Origin of the sequence: Alteromonas sp. 76-1, assembly GCF_900654235.1 — a bacterium.
Classification (GTDB): Bacteria; Pseudomonadota; Gammaproteobacteria; order Enterobacterales; family Alteromonadaceae; genus Alteromonas; species Alteromonas naphthalenivorans.
The window spans coordinates 733,445-751,675 of sequence record NZ_LR136958.1 but is presented as its reverse complement, the minus strand read 5'-3'; the positions used below and the strand labels follow the sequence as shown (position 1 = coordinate 751,675).

Annotated in this window: 13 protein-coding genes; 3 read left to right on the top strand and 10 right to left on the bottom strand. The window is 45.3% G+C overall.

The genetic code is table 11. The features are described 5' to 3' along the window. The 3 genes from ALT761_RS03175 (at position 1) to ALT761_RS03165 (ending at position 3,482) form a co-directional block, all read left to right on the top strand. Entirely contained in the window at positions 1–1,929 is a 1,929-nt protein-coding gene (locus ALT761_RS03175) for a TonB-dependent receptor plug domain-containing protein (RefSeq protein ID WP_129736480.1), read from the top strand. 197 nt (positions 1,930–2,126) lie between these two features. Continuing rightward, complete coding sequence (locus tag ALT761_RS03170; protein WP_013785457.1) at positions 2,127–2,759, top strand: thiol:disulfide interchange protein DsbA/DsbL; 633 nt, start codon at positions 2,127–2,129, stop codon at positions 2,757–2,759. A gap of 120 nt (positions 2,760–2,879) precedes the next feature. Further along, positions 2,880–3,482, top strand: a complete 603-nt coding sequence (locus tag ALT761_RS03165; protein WP_129736477.1) for an HD domain-containing protein — start codon at positions 2,880–2,882, stop codon at positions 3,480–3,482. A 177-nt stretch (positions 3,483–3,659) separates the two neighbouring features. Here ALT761_RS03165 and ALT761_RS03160 read toward each other — a convergent pair whose 3' ends face one another. The 10 genes from ALT761_RS03160 to nirB form a co-directional block, all read right to left on the bottom strand. After that, positions 3,660–4,835: an alginate export family protein gene (locus tag ALT761_RS03160; protein WP_232043577.1), complete on the bottom strand. Its 1,176-nt coding sequence runs from the start codon at positions 4,833–4,835 to the stop codon at positions 3,660–3,662. A gap of 274 nt (positions 4,836–5,109) precedes the next feature. After that, positions 5,110–5,976: an ABC transporter ATP-binding protein gene (locus ALT761_RS03155; protein WP_126872439.1), complete on the bottom strand. Its 867-nt coding sequence runs from the start codon at positions 5,974–5,976 to the stop codon at positions 5,110–5,112. A 15-nt stretch (positions 5,977–5,991) separates the two neighbouring features. Beyond that, positions 5,992–6,987, bottom strand: a complete 996-nt coding sequence (locus tag ALT761_RS03150) for an ABC transporter permease (RefSeq protein WP_129736471.1) — start codon at positions 6,985–6,987, stop codon at positions 5,992–5,994. A gap of 36 nt (positions 6,988–7,023) precedes the next feature. After that, a complete protein-coding gene (locus tag ALT761_RS03145; protein WP_129736468.1) occupies positions 7,024–8,439 on the bottom strand; it encodes a CmpA/NrtA family ABC transporter substrate-binding protein in 1,416 nt (471 codons plus the stop codon). Between the two features lie 417 nt (positions 8,440–8,856). Beyond that, complete coding sequence (locus ALT761_RS03140) at positions 8,857–10,173, bottom strand: methyl-accepting chemotaxis protein (RefSeq protein ID WP_129736466.1); 1,317 nt, start codon at positions 10,171–10,173, stop codon at positions 8,857–8,859. A 199-nt stretch (positions 10,174–10,372) separates the two neighbouring features. After that, entirely contained in the window at positions 10,373–11,368 is a 996-nt protein-coding gene (locus ALT761_RS03135; protein ID WP_129736463.1) for a glycosyl transferase family protein, read from the bottom strand. Then, entirely contained in the window at positions 11,352–12,251 is a 900-nt protein-coding gene (gene cobA, locus ALT761_RS03130) for a uroporphyrinogen-III C-methyltransferase (protein WP_129736460.1), read from the bottom strand. The genes ALT761_RS03135 and cobA overlap by 17 nt, the downstream gene beginning before the upstream one ends. A 123-nt stretch (positions 12,252–12,374) precedes the next feature. Continuing rightward, positions 12,375–15,164 carry a nitrate reductase gene (locus ALT761_RS03125; RefSeq protein WP_129736438.1) on the bottom strand — a complete coding sequence of 930 codons (2,790 nt, stop codon included), beginning with the start codon at positions 15,162–15,164 and terminating at the stop codon, positions 12,375–12,377. A 43-nt stretch (positions 15,165–15,207) separates the two neighbouring features. Continuing rightward, entirely contained in the window at positions 15,208–15,561 is a 354-nt protein-coding gene (gene nirD, locus ALT761_RS03120; RefSeq protein ID WP_129736435.1) for a nitrite reductase small subunit NirD, read from the bottom strand. Positions 15,562–15,575: 14 nt separating this feature from the next. Then, the gene (gene nirB, locus ALT761_RS03115) at positions 15,576–18,125 is read right to left on the bottom strand and encodes a nitrite reductase large subunit NirB (RefSeq protein ID WP_129736432.1); all 2,550 of its coding nucleotides are present in this window, start codon (positions 18,123–18,125) and stop codon (positions 15,576–15,578) included. Between the last annotated feature and the right edge of the window lie 106 nt (positions 18,126–18,231).

Here is an 18,231-nt window from a genome sequence, read left to right as displayed (position 1 = left end):
ATGAAATTTCAAACACACTTTACCTGCACGGCAGTATACGCTGCTGTGGCGACAATGCTGTCTGCACCTGTTTTAGCACAAACTCCTGATACCATAGAAACACTCACTGTTACCGGCACCCGTTTACCGGTACAAATAGCTAAGCTACCCGCATCGGTAAGCGTGCTTACCGAGCAAGATATTCAAGCCTCAGGCGCTGTGCAACTTACCGATTTAATTCGTGGTTTGCCTGGCGTAAGCCTTTCCCAATCAGGTAGCCCAGGCGGCCTTACCGAACTTCGTGTTCGAGGCAGCGAAAGTAATCACTTGCTTGTGCTTATTGATGGTGTGGTGTCTAACGACATTGGCCAAGGAAGCTTGATAGACTTGGCCCATTTGACCTCAGCGAACGTGGTACGTATAGAACTACTACGTGGCCCGCAAAGTGCCTTATGGGGCAGTGGCGCAATTGGTGGCGTATTGAGCATCACCACCAAAGCCGGTGAAGGAACCAGTGCAAAACCTAGCATTAATTTAAGTGCAGGAATAGGCACACAAGGTACTTACCAAGGCAGCATTAACGCCGCTACGCAAAATGGCGATGTGGCAGTGCGCACTTACGCCACATACCTTAAAACAGACGGCGATAACATTTCGCGCATCGGTAATGAAGATGACGGTTATGACAACATGACCGCAGGCATCAATGTTGATTATGCGTTGGCAGATGCACACACATTAAGCGCGAAATTCCGCAGTACCCAATACGAAAATGATTACGATGGTACTGACTATGTTACCACTGGGTTGCCTGCTGATGCCGACAATGTGACTGATGGTAGCCAACTAAGCACTAAACTAGCATGGCGCTACGCACCCGATGCATCAGCTTATGCATCTACGGTGTCTTTCGATTACCGAAAAGATGATAATGACAATACCACGTCGGGTGCCGATGCGGGTGGTACGACTGGCGAGCGCCTAGCACTTAACTGGACAAGCTTTTATCGCTTCGACAATTGGCAAGTGGCAGGTGGTGCTGAATATTTACAACGTTTGTTTGAACAACGTGGCCCTGTGCTGTTTGGCGATCCTAATCAAAAGCAACACGACAATACCACCAGCCTATTTGGTGAAGCTACAGGTGACCTTGTTGAGAATGTTTTCGCAACCTTAAGCGCACGATTCGATAACAACAGTGAATTTGATGACGCCGTGAGTTATCGCGCAGGTCTTACATGGCAAGTATCAAAAAACTATGCGCTATTTTCTAGCTACGGCAAGGCCATTAAAACCCCAACCTTTACTGAGCGATTTGGCTATTTCCCAGATAGCTTTATTGGCAACCCAGACTTAACACCTGAAGAGAGTGAAGAATGGGAAGTTGGCGTAAAAGCAAATTGGAATTCGGTTTCAGCACAAGTAAGTGGTTATAGTGCCCAACTTGAAGATGAGATTAATGGCTTCGTTTTTGACACCACTCAAGGCGTGTATACCGCTGCGAATACAGACGGTGAAAGTAGCCGTGACGGCGTAGACGTTGAAGTAACGTGGCTTCACGATTTAGCGAAGGTATCAGCGTCGTATAGCTATTTAGACGCCGAGCAAAAAGATGATGGTATTGCTAACACCGAGCTTCGACGTGCACGACACCAAGGCGCTTTATCGGTATTATCTGACTTAGGTACCGAGAAATTTAGCCTTTATGCAAAACTGGCCTATACCGGCACCCATTACGATACTTATTTCCCACCCTACCCAGCGAATGCAGAAACCTTGGGATTGTCAGCTTACACACTAGCGTCAGTTAACCTTGGTTATAATATTTCTGAAAAGTGGGCGTTATCATTAAAAGTGAATAACCTTTTTGATACCGACTACGAGGATATCGTGGGCTATGCAGGCCAAGAACGACGTGCTTTGCTATCTGTGAGCTACCGCCACCAGTAAAACCTACCACGTCACTTTTTAGACGCAAACAGTGACATTTTATTCGCTTCTTCTTTACGAAGAAGCGAAGCTTTCCCCTCATATATTATCCATTCGTTGCATTTTTCCGCTCGCTTGTCGCGTAAACTAGTGCCCAATAAAAGCCTGTGGTAACCTCAGCACTGATAGATAGATTTGAAATCAAAGGATTCAATTACATGAAGAAGTTTGCAGTATTGTTTGTAATGGCGATGCTTTTGCCATTGACCGCATGCGCCCAAGAAGGCACAGCTAAGTGGAAAGAAGGTACCCATTACACGGTATTAGATGAAGAAGCGACTAAAAAACCAGTTATTACAGAATTCTTCTCTTTCTGGTGCCCACATTGCTTCCAATTTGAGCCAATCGTAAAACAAATTAAAGAGAAAAAAGGCGAGAACACTAAGTTCGAAAAAGTGCATGTTAACTTTATGCGCTTTACAGGCCCTGATGTTCAAGATGCCGCGACCCATGCCATGTTAATTGCCCGTGCAATGAAACAGGAAGATGCGATGAACACTGCTATCTTCAATTACATTCATAAGCAACGTGCGACTATTACTAACCTTAAAGATTTGCGAAACATCTTTGTGGTAAACGGTGTTGATGGCGCTGAGTTTGATAAGTTAGCCACCAGCTTTGGTGTAAACAACATGATTCGTAAGAACCAGCAACTTATCGACAAGAACCGAGACTACCTATCAGGCGTACCAAGCTTCGTTATAAATGGTAAATATCAGCCTACGTTTACTGCTGATATGACCTTTGATGATATTGCTGATTTGATTGTTTGGTTATCTGAGCAAAAGTAATTGCTAATATTATTGAAGTAGGCTGCAACATGCCTATTTCAGTAAAGAGTTAAATGGGCCGTAGCGGTTAACGCTAAGGCCCATTTTCATTTTTATTGCGTAAAAAAGCAGGAGTTATTCATGTCGTTTTTACCGGAAGATTTCAGTGCCTTTATTTGCGAACTAGACAAGCTAAAGCGTGTTAAGCGCCAAATAACCTTACCTTGTGATGGCAATCGTCAGGAAAACTCTGCTGAGCACAGTTGGCATGTGGCATTGATGGCCAGTACCTTGGCACATTATTCCGAAAAGCCAATCGATGTCGCTCGGGTGATACGGATGATTTTGATTCATGATGTAGTGGAAATTGATGCAGGCGATTTGTTTGCCTTCAACGATGCCTCAGAGCACGATGCACAAGCACAAAAAGAGCTTGATGCGGCAAAACGTATTTTTGGATTACTGCCTAGCTCTTATGCCGATGAGCTACTCTCATTATGGCTAGAATTTGAAGAGGCGAAAACTCCAGATGCTGAGTTTGCCAAGGCGATGGACCGGGTGCTTCCTGTGTTTCAAAACATGCAGAACCAAGGTGGTAGTTGGAATAAACACGCTGTTACTAGAGATAAGATAGAAAAGCGTAACTTACATTTGAAGCATTGTGCGCCTAAATTATGGGATTACGTCACTCGGCAATTAGATACCGCGGTCCAAAATAATTGGCTGCTTCCAGCAAAAAGCTAAAACGGTAAAACGCCCTGACGTTCACGCTCATAAAAGACAAAAAAGGTGCTAGAGAACAGATTCTCTAGCACCTTTTTTTATGCGCTTTTTTATGAGCTTTTTTGGTAGAACTTGTTAGTAACGCTTAGTTGATGTCGCTTTTTATCAAAAGCGTCATCAAACTCCCTTCAAGCATGATTAAAAACGAGTACTTACCCACATCCATAATTTGTTGGCATCTACCTTGGTGTCACCCGCAGAGTAACTGCCGTACTTAACGGCTAATGTGACGTTATCTATCACTTTAGTCACATACTGCACGTTAATTTCGCTACCTAAATCATCCACCTCGGCTGTAGCTTCATCGGCACTAAAATCATGATAGGCCAACAACCATTTACCACCGGCTAGTTTTCCAGATACCGAAAAAGTAATATCTTGAAGACCCTGTGCAGGTGTACCTAAGAATTGATCTGTCCAACCGTTAAATTTATGCAGGGTGGCTAGTGGCGTGGCAAAGCCGTACGCACCATCGTCAGAACCCAGTAATTCATAATCAATCTTAGCGGTAATGCCTGAAAAGGTAGCCGCTAGGTTGGCATTAATATAACTCGCATCATAATCGGTAGCGGTGTCGCCTGAACCTGACTCGCTGCTTTGCGTAGCAAATTCAGCGCCGTATGCCCAGTTCACCGTCTCACCTTTCATACTGCCGTTATAGCGAATACCGTAGGTATCAAGCGCGTTATCGGTGTCATTATCAATTTCTAACAAGTAGCCATAAGCGGTAAATTTTCCTACCGCTGTTTTGAAACTTGCATTGAACAAATGATCTTTTGAATCAAAATCGGCGGCTTCTGCAAAAATTCGATTTCGCTGGGTAAGGTACCCATAAAAGAAATTCACTTTCTCGTTAAGCGCATAGGTAGCAGTAACGCCATCAAAGGTCTGCCTATCTTGACGCCATCCCACATGCCCAACGAATCTGTGATTATCTAGGGCAATCACTTGTCTGCCCCCTTTGAGTGTTAGCTTTTCATTCTTATACTGAATAAAGGCTTGATCCACTTCTGTGGTTTCAGGATCTGCAATCACTGAATACTCACCTACGTTATAGCCAGTAGGGCCTACTGTATAATCGCCCTGCCCCATAACAATGCGGCTATCTTCCACTTCTGCGGTAAAGGAAAACCCGTTCAACGTTCCGGATTTAAAACCCAGGCGAGTACGAAGTGTTAATGCGCTAGCATCATCCAGTGCATTATCTTGGTCGACTGATTCATAACGTAAGTTCAAATCTGCCCATGCAGACGCCTCACTAAGCACATCATGCCAGCTCTGTGCCATTGATGGCGCACTAAAACACGCCAACATAGCACTTGTCAGTGCTGCTTGAGCAAAGCGCTTTTGTACCGGTTTAAATCTATTTGACGGTGCTTTTGTTAGCTGTGCTGATGCTTTTATATCTTGCGTATTCATGTGCGTTCCCTTGTTATTAACGATGTTAACGTTTGTTGGTTAGCGTTCTTATTGACGATTTTTAGTTAAGGGGCTCCCTCCCAGTAAAAAATGGGATAAGCACCTAAGGGTTTAAATAAGTTTTAGCGACTTATGTTGTCGCGCTTTGAATTAGCGTGAAACGCCTAACTCAAGCTGCGTCGGATTTACTGTTCGCTTTTTTTGCAGAACCACCTCCAGCTTGGTTAGATTTAATGTGGGAAGACACCGGCTCAATTTTTTTTTGCTTATCATACAAAAAGGTCAGCACTTCGTGCCGGTAATGGTTGTACTGGGGGTTATCAGCCAGCTTAAGCCTGTCTCGGGGTCTAGGCAGCTCAATATCAAGAATTTCGCCTATAGTGGCTGCAGGGCCGTTATTCATCATCACTATTCTATCTGAAAGCAATACTGCTTCGTCGACATCGTGAGTGATCATAATCACTGTATTGCCTAAATCGGCATGAATTTCCATCAATGAGTCTTGCAGATGCGCGCGAGTTAGCGCATCTAGTGCCCCAAAGGGCTCATCCATGAGTAAGACTTTTGGTTCCATGGCTAACGCGCGAGCAATACCTACACGTTGCTTCATGCCTCCAGATATTTCACTGGGTAATTTATCAAGGGCGTGGGTCATATGCACAAGCTCTAGGTTGTGCATGATCCAATCTCGCATTTCCTTTTTAGATTTACCACGCATGGTGTGCTTCACCGCCAATTCCACGTTTTTATAAACGCTTAACCAGGGTAATAACGAGTGATTTTGAAAAACAACCGCACGTTCTGGCCCGGGAGTTTTTACTTCAGCACCGTCGAGTATGACGCCGCCCGTGGTGGCTTGATGTAAACCCGCCACAATGTTTAGCACGGTTGATTTACCACAGCCCGAGTGACCGATTAATGAAACAAACTCACCTTTCGCAATTTTAAGGTTTACATCAGTAAGTGCCGTAAACGGGCCTTTCGGTGTAGGGAAATCGATGCCTACTTGTTCTAATTCCAAGTGTTTAGCTTGCATGTTCTTTCTCCTTAATTACCGTAATACGCTGGTTTTGTCCCAGCTTACTGCGCGTTGAACCGACAACATTATTCTGTCTAGTATGAAACCAATAGCACCTATAGTGAGCACCGCTACCATGATGCGTGCTAAAGATTCTGAACTACCATTTTGGAATTCATCCCAAACAAATTTTCCAAGGCCCGGGTTTTGCGCCAGCATTTCTGCCGCAATCAATACCATCCAGCCAATGCCAAGTGACAGTCTTAACCCTGTAAAAATCATAGGAATGGAAGATGGCAGAATGATTTTTGTTAAATGAGACATCGGCGTTAAACGCAATACTTTACTTACGTTAAGCAGGTCTTGATCAATCGCAGACACACCAACCGCCGTGTTAATTAACGTAGGCCAAAGGCAGCATAAGGATACCGTGAGTGCCGAGGTAACAAATGATTTTGAAAACATAGGATCATCGCTAACGTACAGCGCGCTCACTACCATAGTGACCAATGGCAACCATGCTAAAGGTGATACGGGTTTAAACAATTGAATCAGCGGATTAATTGCCGCATAAGCTGACCTACTTAGCCCACACAGAATACCTACAGGAACGGCAATCACTGAGGCAATGAGAAACCCCACCATGACGGTATAAAGACTTGTCCATATTTGATCAAAGAAGGTCGGTGAACCGGTGAACTCGCGAATTTTTGGTTCGTAAGTTGGGTCTTGTGCAACCCGCGCGGCGTTGCGCTCTTCTTGCCTTGTGTAAAATGCATCAGCTTTATCTCGCTGAGCACTATGCTCAGTAATAAGCGAGCCTGCCTGCTCCCACACTTGAGCAGGACCAGGAAATTGACCGAGTGAGGTATCAATACTTTTTGCCACACCATTCCAAATAGCGAGGAACATCAAAAGTCCAATGAGTGGCAATAACAAAGCTGGCGCTCGACTATAAACCGCTCCCATCGGGCCGCTCATTGGTGATTTGGCTGGCGAAAAGCTTAATATATTTGCCATCTTACTCATGTTGTTCTCCGCTAATTGTGTATGACAATAAAACTGTTAAAGAACAGTTTCACCCTTTAGCCCAATACCAAACTGTTCAAGGTAAGCATTTGGCTTGCTACCGTCGTAGGTAACACCGTCGATAAACTCAGATTGAGGTGGTTTAAAACCAGTTTCAGTAGCAAATGCAGGGAAGTCCGTCGCTTTTGCTTTTCCTTCGGCAATAAGCGCTTTTGCTGCCATCGCGTAAACTTCAGGCTTATACACTTTGCGTGCAGTTTCTTTATACCAATCGTCTGATTTGGGCTCTGAAATTTGTCCCCAGCGGCGCATTTGCGTCAAATACCAAATCGCATCACTGTAAAATGGATAAGTAGCGTTGTAGCGGAAGAATACGTTGAAGTCTGGCACTTCACGCTTGTCGCCTTTTTCATATTCGAAGGTGCCTGTCATGCTGTTAGCCAATACATCTTCATCAGCGCCAACATAGTTACTTTTCGCTAAGATTTTTACTGCTTCTGGGCGGTTAGCGTTGTCATTTTCATCTAACCACATCGCGGCACGAATTAACGCTTTAACCACACGAATGTGAGTATTTGGGTACTTCTTAGCCCACGCTTGGCTTACACCAAATACTTTCTCTGGGTTGTTTTTCCAAATTTCGTAATCGGTAATAACCGGCACACCAATGCCTTTAAATACTGCCTGCTGGTTCCAAGGTTCGCCTACGCAATACCCATAGATAGTGCCGGCTTCCATCGTAGCTGGCATTTGAGGGGGAGGGGTAACTGATAGCAAAGCTTCAGCATCAATTTGCCCAGCATTGTCACCTTTGTGGGGTGCATAATAGCCTGGGTGAATACCACCGGCAGCAAGCCAGTATCGAAGCTCGTAGTTATGCGTCGATACAGGAAAAACCATACCCATGTTAAACGGCTTACCCGCATCACGGTATTCTTCAACCACTGGCTTTAAATAATCAGCTTTAATAGGGTGAACAGGTTTGCCGTCTTCCACCGGAATATGGGCTTTCATTTTTTCCCATATTTCGTTTGAAACAGTGATGCCATTACCATTTAGATCCATACTGAACGCCGTCACTACATGCGCTTCGGTACCAAAACCAATGGTTGCGCCAAGAGGTTGCCCTGCTAGCATGTGGGCGCCATCAAGTTGGCCGTCAATGGTTCTATCAAGCAACACTTTCCAGTTTGCTTGGGCTTCTAAGGTGACATATAAACCTTCATCTTCAAAAAAGCCTTTTTCATAAGCAATGGCCAATGGCGCCATATCAGTCAATTTGATAAAACCAAATTTTAATTCTTCTTTTTCTGGCCAACCCACTTTTTCATCGCTTTGTGCGCTAGCAAGTGGCGCGCCTAAGGTAAAAGAAAGAGCTATCGCAGCGGTTATACCTGCTGTCATTTTTTTCTTTATTTGTTTGAGCATTGAAACGTTTTTAAACTTGGTCATTTATGTTTCCTTTAGCCAAAAAAAAACCCACCAGCGAAGACGAATAAACGTCGCGCTTGGTGGGCTTCGATGCCGAGCCTGTAATCATTAGTTAATGAGGTACAGGCTAACTTATTGTTTGGGTGTTAGATGTTGCTACCAGTACTTAATGTACTTTTTTATTTTGGTATCGCTTAATAGTATAACTGCTATTAATAAAGCAGAGTTCGTGCCAAAACCCTAACACACTGAAATAATAGGATTTAGCAAAAATACAAATAGTAATCATTCTTTTGCCTGAACAATAACAGTGCGTTTATTGCACTAGAAGTGTTCGATGCACAGCATAGGGATGTTAGATGCACAGCGGGGAGGAGAATAGAAACACGAGGGAGACACCACACTCTCCCTCAGTGCTTTATTTATCGTTTTCAGGCTTTACAGCCGTTGGGTGAATTGACCAATGGCGTTTACGACTTCTGAGGAGCCATTTTGAATTTCGTTCATGACTTTGCCCGACTCAGTCGAGTACTCAAGCGCTTCTCTCGCTTTTTCCTGGCCCGCTTCAATGAGTTGCACCGCATTTTCGGTAAGCTTTCTGTTTTCATTTACCACACTGACAATTTCTTCAGTGGCAGTACTGGTTCTTGACGCAAGTTGGCGCACTTCATCAGCAACAACGGCAAAGCCTCTTCCTTGGTCGCCCGCTCTGGCGGCTTCAATTGCCGCATTCAGCGCCAGCAAGTTGGTTTGATCGGCAATACCACTGATGCTTTTAACTAAATCAGCCACTTTTTGCGACTGTTCATCGAGTTCGCGAATCCCCTCGCTAGCTGTCCCCATTTGCGAAGTGAGCTCCCCCATAATTCGCACCATACTACCCACTACCTCTTTACCTTTTTGGGCTTGCTCTCCCGTACCTTCCGATATATTGAAAGCAACATTAGCGGCCTCAGAAATAGCAAATTCCCTTTGCATTTGTTCTGTGATCGCCGTAGCAAATTTAACAACCTTATAAAGCACGCCTTGATCGTTCCTAATAGGGTTGTAGGAGGCTTCCAACCATACATCATTGCCTCGACTATCTACCCGCTTAAAGCGGTCTGAAAACATTTTCCCTTGCGATAGGTCACTCCAAAATTGTCGATATTCTGGTGTGTCGACTTGATCTGCTGGGCAAAATATTTTGTGATGCTTTCCAAGAATTTGCTCTAATGAGTAGCCCATCGTCGATAAAAAATTATCGTTAGCTTTAAGAATTTTGCCTGTCAGGTCAAACTCAATTACCGCGGTGGAACGGTTTAATGCATCTAGCATATCGTTCATTTCACGACTTTTATTGATATTTTTGGTTTGCTCTGCCATGTACAGCGCGATACGCTCTACACCACCGGATTCGTTAGTAATTGGCTGCAATATACCTCTAAACCAGCGGTCTTCACCGTTAGCATTAGCAAGATTTATCGCACCGTGCCAATGCTGTGCTTGCTTAATCGCCGCAACAAACTCTTTCGTGGCGGGCTGCCCCATCACTCCCTGAGGAATGAGGCTATCCATGGTTTTTCCATCGAGCGCATTAGATGAAAAATCTATTGCATCTGAAAAGCTGTCGTTCACTTTACTGATTTTGCCGTTTCTATCCAATTCGACATAAAGCATTTCAGCCCTGAGTTCACTTTCCACCGTATGAAATGATTCAACATCTTTGCGTAAACGCTCTACTTCTTCTAATAATTGCTTATTCTTAAAAAACATCCCGTGCTCCTCGACATTCGGGTATAGCATCTCGCTCACACAAACTTCCCATAACGTTTATGAGAGCAAGCGAGGATGCAAAGTCGTTATTGCTTTACTTGGCTGATCTAAAGATAGCAGAGGATTTACAAGTTACTTAATTATTAGAAGAATTTGAAAACGAATTGATTAATAGACAGTAGCATTAGACGCGAATGGTCTAATGCTGGGTAAACGGTAACTTAGCTTTGTCTCGTTTTGCCCACATTTGTGCAGCAAGCGCATTGGCTTTCTCTACGTCATACCCTTCAAGCAAGATAAGGTAACTCACTAAGGTAGCGTGAATGGCTTGTTCCCCATAAAGATGCGAAGTCTCACCTCGCCAAACCGCGAGCATGTCGTTCACGTTCATTTGCGTATCTTTAAGGGCCATTTTTTCTGTCAACTCTGGAAGAATAATTTCTTCGGTACTTCCATTGCGCGTGACATAGAGTTCGGTTTTTCGTTCACTGTTTACTTCCGGATCTCCTCCATCGCCTCGAAAGCACAGCGCTTCGAACGCAGGAAAACTTTCATTCACACGACAATGTTTATGATCAAGGTGCATGTGATAGACACCCTGCACACAATAAGGAGCAGACGTCGGGTTCAACAAGCGCGCCAAGGTATTTGCGCATGAGCGTAACCCAAACACTTCACGTAATTTTATGATGGTATTAAGCGCTGGCAATAAGTGCGACAGGTCGAGGTAGGTCACACCAAACTCACCCATTTGGCGAGAGGCATCGGCAATACTATTTACTTCTACAAGCCCCAAAGCAGGTAAAGCTTTGCTTGCATACAACCGACCTGAGCCTGGCTCATGGGCGCCATGTAGCATAATGGTGTAATTATTTTTAGCCAGTACCGCGCACGATAACAGATACCAGGGTAACTGGCGGCGCTTACCGGCATAACAGCCCACATCTAATGTAGGTGTTAAGTTAGCAAGTTCAGGTTCTAGTAATTCACGGCATGCATCAATAAACCCAATGACTTCTTCCGGGGTTTCTTCTCGCGTACGCAAGAGCATTAAAAACGCACCACGTTGATCGCCGGTAACCTGATTAGACAAAACCATCTTCATAGACTCGTAAGCTTCTTGGCGGGTAAGACTGCGCCCCCCTTTTTGGCCCTTGCCGATGATTTTTATATAGTTGCTAAATTGCTGAGACATGCTGCTTATTGTGTAAAAGTGATGTATTGACGAGTTGTCGTGACTCTACCACCTTTCCAAAAATAAGTAACGTAGGACCACTAACATTCGCTTCAGACACCAAACTACCAATGGTACCTAAGCTCCCCTCTATCACCCGCTGTTGTGGGCTTGTTGCATTTTCAACTGCCGCTACAGGCCAGTCGTTGGCAATGCCTTGCTTTGCCAACGCGTCGCATAGCAAAGACAAGCGACTTAACCCCATGTAAACCACCACGGTTTGAGAGGCTACGTTTTTTGCCAACTGGGGCATATCGGGCCATGCTTCAGGATTTTGAAAATGGGCAGTAATAAAACTTACTGACTGCGCACAGCGTCTATCCGTTAGCGGGATACCTGTGTAAGCAGACATGCCTGAGGCCGCCGTAATGCCAGGTACAATAGCAAAAGGAATATTTGCTTCTGTCAGTGCCATGGTTTCTTCGCAAGTCCTAGCAAACAACGCAGGGTCGCCACCTTTAAGTCGCACCACACAATGACCGGCCTTCGCTAGCTCAACCACCTTCGCGCTAATCTCTTGCTGCTTCATACTGTGCTGACCACAGCGTTTACCCACATATTCACGTTTCACATGACGGGGAATTTCAGCAATAACATCTTTGCACACTAATGCGTCAAACAAAACAATATCAGCTTGTTTGATTAATCTAAGCGCCTTAAGGGTGAGTAATTCAACATCGCCTGGGCCAGCCCCAACAATGTACACTTTGCCCTCTTTTTTGCTACGTGGCGCGCTTTTTCCGTTGCCTAACCACCCACTTAAAAAACCTGATGTAGAGTGACGAGCAGGTTGCGATAATGCATCGCGAAACAACATCCCAAAGGTGTTAAACAAAGTGTTCATGATAATCTCTCCAGAGCAAGGTTCGTCGTCGCTCTTGTGTTAGTCACGTTCATGCAAAATGCTATGCCAGTAGCATTCTTGATAGTAATCTGCGTAGCTTTCTTATCAGCCACCCGCTTGGGGTTAACTTTCACGAGCGACGTCTTCTACTGTGGTAGCATGTTCGTTAATTAATGTTGCTAAAGCCGGTTTGCAGGAGCCGCAGTTTGTGCCGCACTTTAATGTATCGCCCAATGCAGAAACTGATGAGCAACCTTCTACTATTGCTTTGCTAATGGTTTTTTCCCTTACAGAAAAACAGCTGCAAACCACAGGGCCATTTAAAAATTCTTCGTCAACGTCACAACGTAAAAAGTTAGCCAGTTTTTCAGGGTTGAAACTTTGCGTTAATGCGCTGTCTACCCATGAATTTGGCACATCATACTTTGGCTTCGTACTGGGGCTTTGCACACCAAAAAACGCCATAAAACAAAACGAATCTTCATATGTACAAATAAGCACTTGGCTGTCGGCGGTTTTGTGTTGATAGCACACCCAATTTTTAGGTAGTTTTTCTAGCAACCCTTTTATTACCGCTTGCGATTCAAGTTGGCTGGCAATAGATACGCCCAGCCCATTATCAATTAAATATTTAGCCCAGTAGCCGTTATTGCTTTCCACTACCTCGTTCAGCACCTTTACGATATCCCATTCGCCATGTGCCGCTTGAACGTCATCACTAATATAGAGCTTTCCGTAGCTTGAAAAATTGAGGGGCGTAATGGATACCGCACCATGCTTAAGTTCTGGCTGCCCTGAAATAGGGTCGGTCGCGGGCGCATAAAGTTTTGCCAACTTACTGTGCGAACCCCACTCCCCAGACCAATGAATAGGGACGAATACATCGCCTTGGCGCTGACGTTTATCAATTTGCACAGGGAAAATACAGGGTGTTTCGCCGCTCACTTTACTGCTAAGCGTGACATAGTCGTTCGTTGAAACACCTAATGCTTTTGCATCTTCGGGATGAATATAAACATTAGCGTGGTCAGTATGAGCATGGAGTACCGGCGCTTTGCCTGTTCGTGTCATGGTGTGCCACTGATCACGCATTCGCCCACTATTAAGCACAAAAGGAAATGCATTCGAGGTAACTTGAGTGGGAGGTAAGAATCGCACTGCAACAAAATTTGCTTTGCCCGACGGGGTAGAAAACACTTTGTTATAAAAGGGGCGAACAGGTGCAAGTGTCTGGTCGCTGTTGGTAATAAGTGGCCATTGCACAGGCGCTATTGCATCATATTGAGCCTGAGACTTCCCGGTTAAAGGGGCAAGATTAAGCAATCGCGCGCCGTCGTTTTTGTATGCGGTCAAACGGGCATGTTCATCAAATATTTCGCTAGGGTGAGAGTAAGAAAACTCGCTGGCAAAGCCCATTTTATCGGCTACATCACACATAATTTGCCAATCATGTTTGGCTTCACCTGGAGGCGGCATGATGCCTCGTTGACGGGAAATTCTGCGCTCGGAATTCGTTACAGTACCGTCTTTTTCAGACCATCCTGTTGCAGGCAATGCAATATCAGCAAAGGCAAGAGTATCGTTACTTTGTACAATATCTGACACCACCACCATATCGCATTTTTTAAGCGCCGATTCAACTTGCTCCCGATAAGGCATACTCACTACAGGGTTCGTGCCCATTATCCACACAAACTTGATTTGTCCCGCATCCATAGCTGAAAATAAATCTACTGCTTTTAATCCGCCTTGCTCTGGCATAGCCGGAGATTGCCAAAACGCTTTTACATTTTCACGGTGCTCAGGGTTTTCAATATCACAGTGGGCCGCCAGCATATTAGCTAAGCCCCCCACTTCCCTGCCCCCCATTGCATTTGGCTGACCAGTTATAGAAAAAGGACCGCAACCTGGCTTGCCGATAGAATCTAATGCAAGATGACAATTAATTATCGCGTTGGCTTTATCTACCCCTGCTGAAGATTGGTTAACACCCATAGAATAGAAAGTAATTGCAGTGTCGGCATTGATAAACCAATCATAAAAGGTGGTTAAATCCGCCTCATTTAAACCACACACACTAGCCACATCTTTTGCATCTATAGTGTTAGCACTTGTGATGGCGTCATTCAATCCTTGGGTAAACTCACCAATCGCAGCTTCATCTATTGCCCCATTGTTGTGAGCAAATTGAAGTAACCCATTAAACAACGCAACGTCGCTGCCTGCTTTTAGCGGTAAATGTAAGTCTGCAATTGTGCAGGTCTCAGTTTCTCGCGGGTCAATTACCACCACCTTCATATCAGGATTGCGCAGCTTAGCCCTTTGAATGCGCTGGAATAATACGGGGTGTGCCCACGCGGTGTTGCTGCCTGTAAGCACCAATAGTGAGGTACATTCTAAATCGGTGTAATCACAAGGCACCACGTCTTCGCCAAATGCGCGTTTATAACCTGCAACGGCAGAAGACATACAAAGCCGTGAGTTCGTGTCTATATTGGCGCTGCCAATAAACCCTTTCATGAGCTTATTAGCAACATAATAATCTTCGGTCAGTAGTTGCCCTGACACATAAAACGCAACGGCATCCGGCCCATGTTCAGCAATAGTCTGGGTGATTTTATCAGCCACCGCGCGGGTAGCCGTGTCCCAATCTACCTTTGCACCTGCCATGGTTGGGTGAAGCAAACGGCCGCTAAGATCGTTTGTTTCAAGCAGGTTTGTGCCTTTTACACACAGACGACCATAATTGGCCGGATGCTCGGGCGTACCAGTAACCTTGTCCAGGGAGGCTGTACGCCCGCTAACGTTGCAACTGATATCTACACCACAACCCACACCACAATAAGGGCAGGTGGTTTGCTTTTGCCGTAGTCGTGGTTTCAGCATAGTGGTTTTTGGTGTAGCCATATTCATGGATAAACTCTCTTAATAAACAAAAACAACATAGAAAAGTGGGTTAGACAGCAACGAGTATTCGCTCACCTTCCACTTTCACGTCATACGCCACTACGCTTACGTCATCACGTTCAATACACTTTCCTGTGGCCAACACGTAGTGCTCTTTATAAAGGGGCGATGCCACCACGACATCATCAGCTATAGAACCTATAAGGCCGCGATATAGCACGTTTGCCTTACCGATAGGATCCCAATTGCTAATGGCGTAAAGGAATTGCTCACCACCTTTCATCACACTAAACAGTGCCACTTGCTGACCTTCTACAAGTGCACAAACACCGCTGTTTGTTACCACGTCATCAATGCCACATACATCATGCCAAAGGGGCGCTGCTTCTGTATTTGCTGTCATCAGTTTATTCCTTATTAAATTACGTCAACCGCAATGAGATTGTCGGCACCTTTAGATTTCTCTAATTCAGTGGCAGGCCTAACTTGACCTCGCTCAGAAACAAACTGAATGTTTGTGTCGGTGCCATCTGTGTTAACGAATTGACGGAAACGTTTACGCGATGCTTCGCTTTCAAGCGTGGTTTTCCACTCACATTGATACGCCCCAACCACGGTTTCCATTTGGGCTTCTAAATCCGCGTTAATATTTAGCGAGTCATTTACAACGACATCTTGCAAGTAAGCTAAGCCCCCTTCTAAGTTGTCCATCCATACCGATGTACGTTGCAACCTGTCAGCGGTGCGCACATAAAACATCAATACGCGGTCGATGTATTTAACCAGTGTTTCCGTATCTAAATCGGTAGCGAATAAATCGGCGTGACGAGGCTTCATACCGCCGTTTCCGCACACATATAAGTTCCAGCCATTTTCGGTTGCAATAACGCCAATATCTTTACTTTGTGCTTCTGCACATTCCCGCGTACAGCCAGACACGCCAAATTTAATTTTGTGCGGTGCGCGAAGGCCTTTATAACGGTTCTCTAAATCGATGGCGGTTTTCACCGAGTCTTGCACCCCGTAACGACACCATGTGCTACCTACACACGACTTCACCGTTCGAAGGGCTTTAGCGTATGCGTGCCCAGTTTCAAAGCCGCCTTCGACAAGGGCTTCCCAAATATCAGGAAGTTGATCGACCCGCGCGCCAAATAAATCAATTCGCTGACCGCCAGTGATTTTGGTATACAGGCTGTATTTCTTAGCAACTTCGCCTAACAAAATAAGCTTCTCTGGCGTAATTTCACCTCCCGCCACACGAGGAACCACAGAGTAAGTGCCGTCTTTTTGCATGTTTCCAAGATAGATATCGTTGGTATCTTGCAGGGGTAAATGCTCTTGTTTAAGTACGTAATCGTTATACACAGACGCTAAAATAGAGCCTGCTGCTGGCTTACATATTTCACAGCCAAGACCAGTGCCATGCTTTTCGAGTAACTCGTCAAAAGAGGTAATACCGTTCACTTTTACAATATGGAAAAGCTCTTGGCGGGTATGATTGAAATGCTCACAAATGGCTTTCGAGACTTCCACTCCGCGCTTTTCAAGCTCGCTATCAACCACGTTTTTCAACAGTGCAGTACACCCACCACAACCCGTGCTAGCTTTTGTGCAACTTTTGACATCGCTAAGGCTACTACAGCCTTCATCAATAGCCGATACGATGTCGCTTTTAGCCACGTTGTGACAAGAGCAAATTGTGGCGGTATCTGGCAATGCATCAGCCCCTAAAGCTGGCGCAGCACCTGCACTTGGCAAAATAAGGGTTTCAGGATTTTCCGGTAAATCAATGCCGTTCAAGGCGTATTGCAACAAGGTATCGTAATCGCTGGTATCACCAACTAACACGGCACCTAACACTTTTTGTTGGCTTTCATCTACCACCAACTTCTTGTACACGCCTTCTGGCTGATTAAAGTAGGTGTAGCTTTGTGCGCCAGTGATACGCTCATGCGCGTCACCAATAGAGCCCACTTCCACGCCCATCAACTTAAGCTTTGTGCTCATGTCGGCGCCGGTGAATACGGCATCACCACCTGTTAGTGCGCTTACTGCGGCACGAGCCATGGTGTAACCTGGCGCAACCAAACCAAATATGCGGTTTTGCCACAGCGCACATTCACCCACGGCGAAAATATCAGGGTCGGACGTTAAACAATTATCATCAACGACAATACCGCCACGCTCACCAAGGGCTAGCATGGACTTTCTGGCGAGTTGATCTGATGGCCGAATACCCGCTGAAAACAGCACCATATCGGTTTCAAGAAAAGTACCGTCAGCAAATACCATGCGATAGCGTGATTGTTCACCAGCTTCGATAACCTGTGTTGCTTTCTGGGTATGTACGGTTACCCCTAACGATTCAATTTTACTGCGAAGTACGTCACCGCCGGTTTCGTCTAACTGCACGGCCATAAGCTGAGGCGCAAATTCCACCACGTGAGTTTCAAGGCCTGCTTCTTTTAACGCGTTTGCCGCTTCAAGCCCTAATAAACCGCCACCCACTACCACACCCACTTTGCTTTCGCGGGCAGAGTTCTCAATCGCAATCAGGTCATCAATAGTGCGATACACTAAACAGTGCTCTTGATCGTTTCCTGGGATAGGCGGAACGAACGGGTAAGAGCCAGTGGCCAGTACCAACTTATCGTAAGGAAAAACCTGACCATCTTCCGTTAACGCCTTTTTTTCGTCGCGCAGCAAGTCAGTCACTATAGCGTTCGTTACCACATTAACGCCCCACTCACGATATACATCAGCGGTTGTTAGGGCTAAGTCGTCTGCGCTAGCACCACTAAAGTAAGAGGACAAATGTACTCTATCGTAGGCCAGTCTCGACTCACCGCACAGTACGGTGATGTCAACGTTATCGCTGCTTTGATGAAGCTGTTCAACAAAATGGTGCCCTACCATTCCGTTACCAACGACGAGAATTCGCGTTTTAGATGCCAAAGATGTCATGGTCTCTCCCCTTTATTCGGGACAAAAAAAAGCCCGCACCAACTTTCGTTGTTGCGGGCTTCGTTGCCTATCAAGCGCTACGAGTGATCATAGCTATCAAATTTTT

Coding starts and splice junctions, on each gene's coding strand:
- ALT761_RS03140 (WP_129736466.1), bottom strand. CDS start 10,173: ATGTTTTTTAAGAATAAGCAATTATTAGAAGAAGTAGAGCGTTTACGC.
- ALT761_RS03160 (WP_232043577.1), bottom strand. CDS start 4,835: ATGTTGGCGTGTTTTAGTGCGCCATCAATGGCACAGAGCTGGCATGAT.
- ALT761_RS03155 (WP_126872439.1), bottom strand. CDS start 5,976: ATGCAAGCTAAACACTTGGAATTAGAACAAGTAGGCATCGATTTCCCT.
- ALT761_RS03125 (WP_129736438.1), bottom strand. CDS start 15,164: ATGAATATGGCTACACCAAAAACCACTATGCTGAAACCACGACTACGG.
- nirD (WP_129736435.1), bottom strand. CDS start 15,561: ATGACAGCAAATACAGAAGCAGCGCCCCTTTGGCATGATGTATGTGGC.
- ALT761_RS03175 (WP_129736480.1), top strand. CDS start 1: ATGAAATTTCAAACACACTTTACCTGCACGGCAGTATACGCTGCTGTG.
- ALT761_RS03150 (WP_129736471.1), bottom strand. CDS start 6,987: ATGAGTAAGATGGCAAATATATTAAGCTTTTCGCCAGCCAAATCACCA.
- ALT761_RS03165 (WP_129736477.1), top strand. CDS start 2,880: ATGTCGTTTTTACCGGAAGATTTCAGTGCCTTTATTTGCGAACTAGAC.
- cobA (WP_129736460.1), bottom strand. CDS start 12,251: ATGAACACTTTGTTTAACACCTTTGGGATGTTGTTTCGCGATGCATTA.
- ALT761_RS03170 (WP_013785457.1), top strand. CDS start 2,127: ATGAAGAAGTTTGCAGTATTGTTTGTAATGGCGATGCTTTTGCCATTG.
- nirB (WP_129736432.1), bottom strand. CDS start 18,125: ATGACATCTTTGGCATCTAAAACGCGAATTCTCGTCGTTGGTAACGGA.
- ALT761_RS03145 (WP_129736468.1), bottom strand. CDS start 8,439: ATGACCAAGTTTAAAAACGTTTCAATGCTCAAACAAATAAAGAAAAAA.
- ALT761_RS03135 (WP_129736463.1), bottom strand. CDS start 11,368: ATGTCTCAGCAATTTAGCAACTATATAAAAATCATCGGCAAGGGCCAA.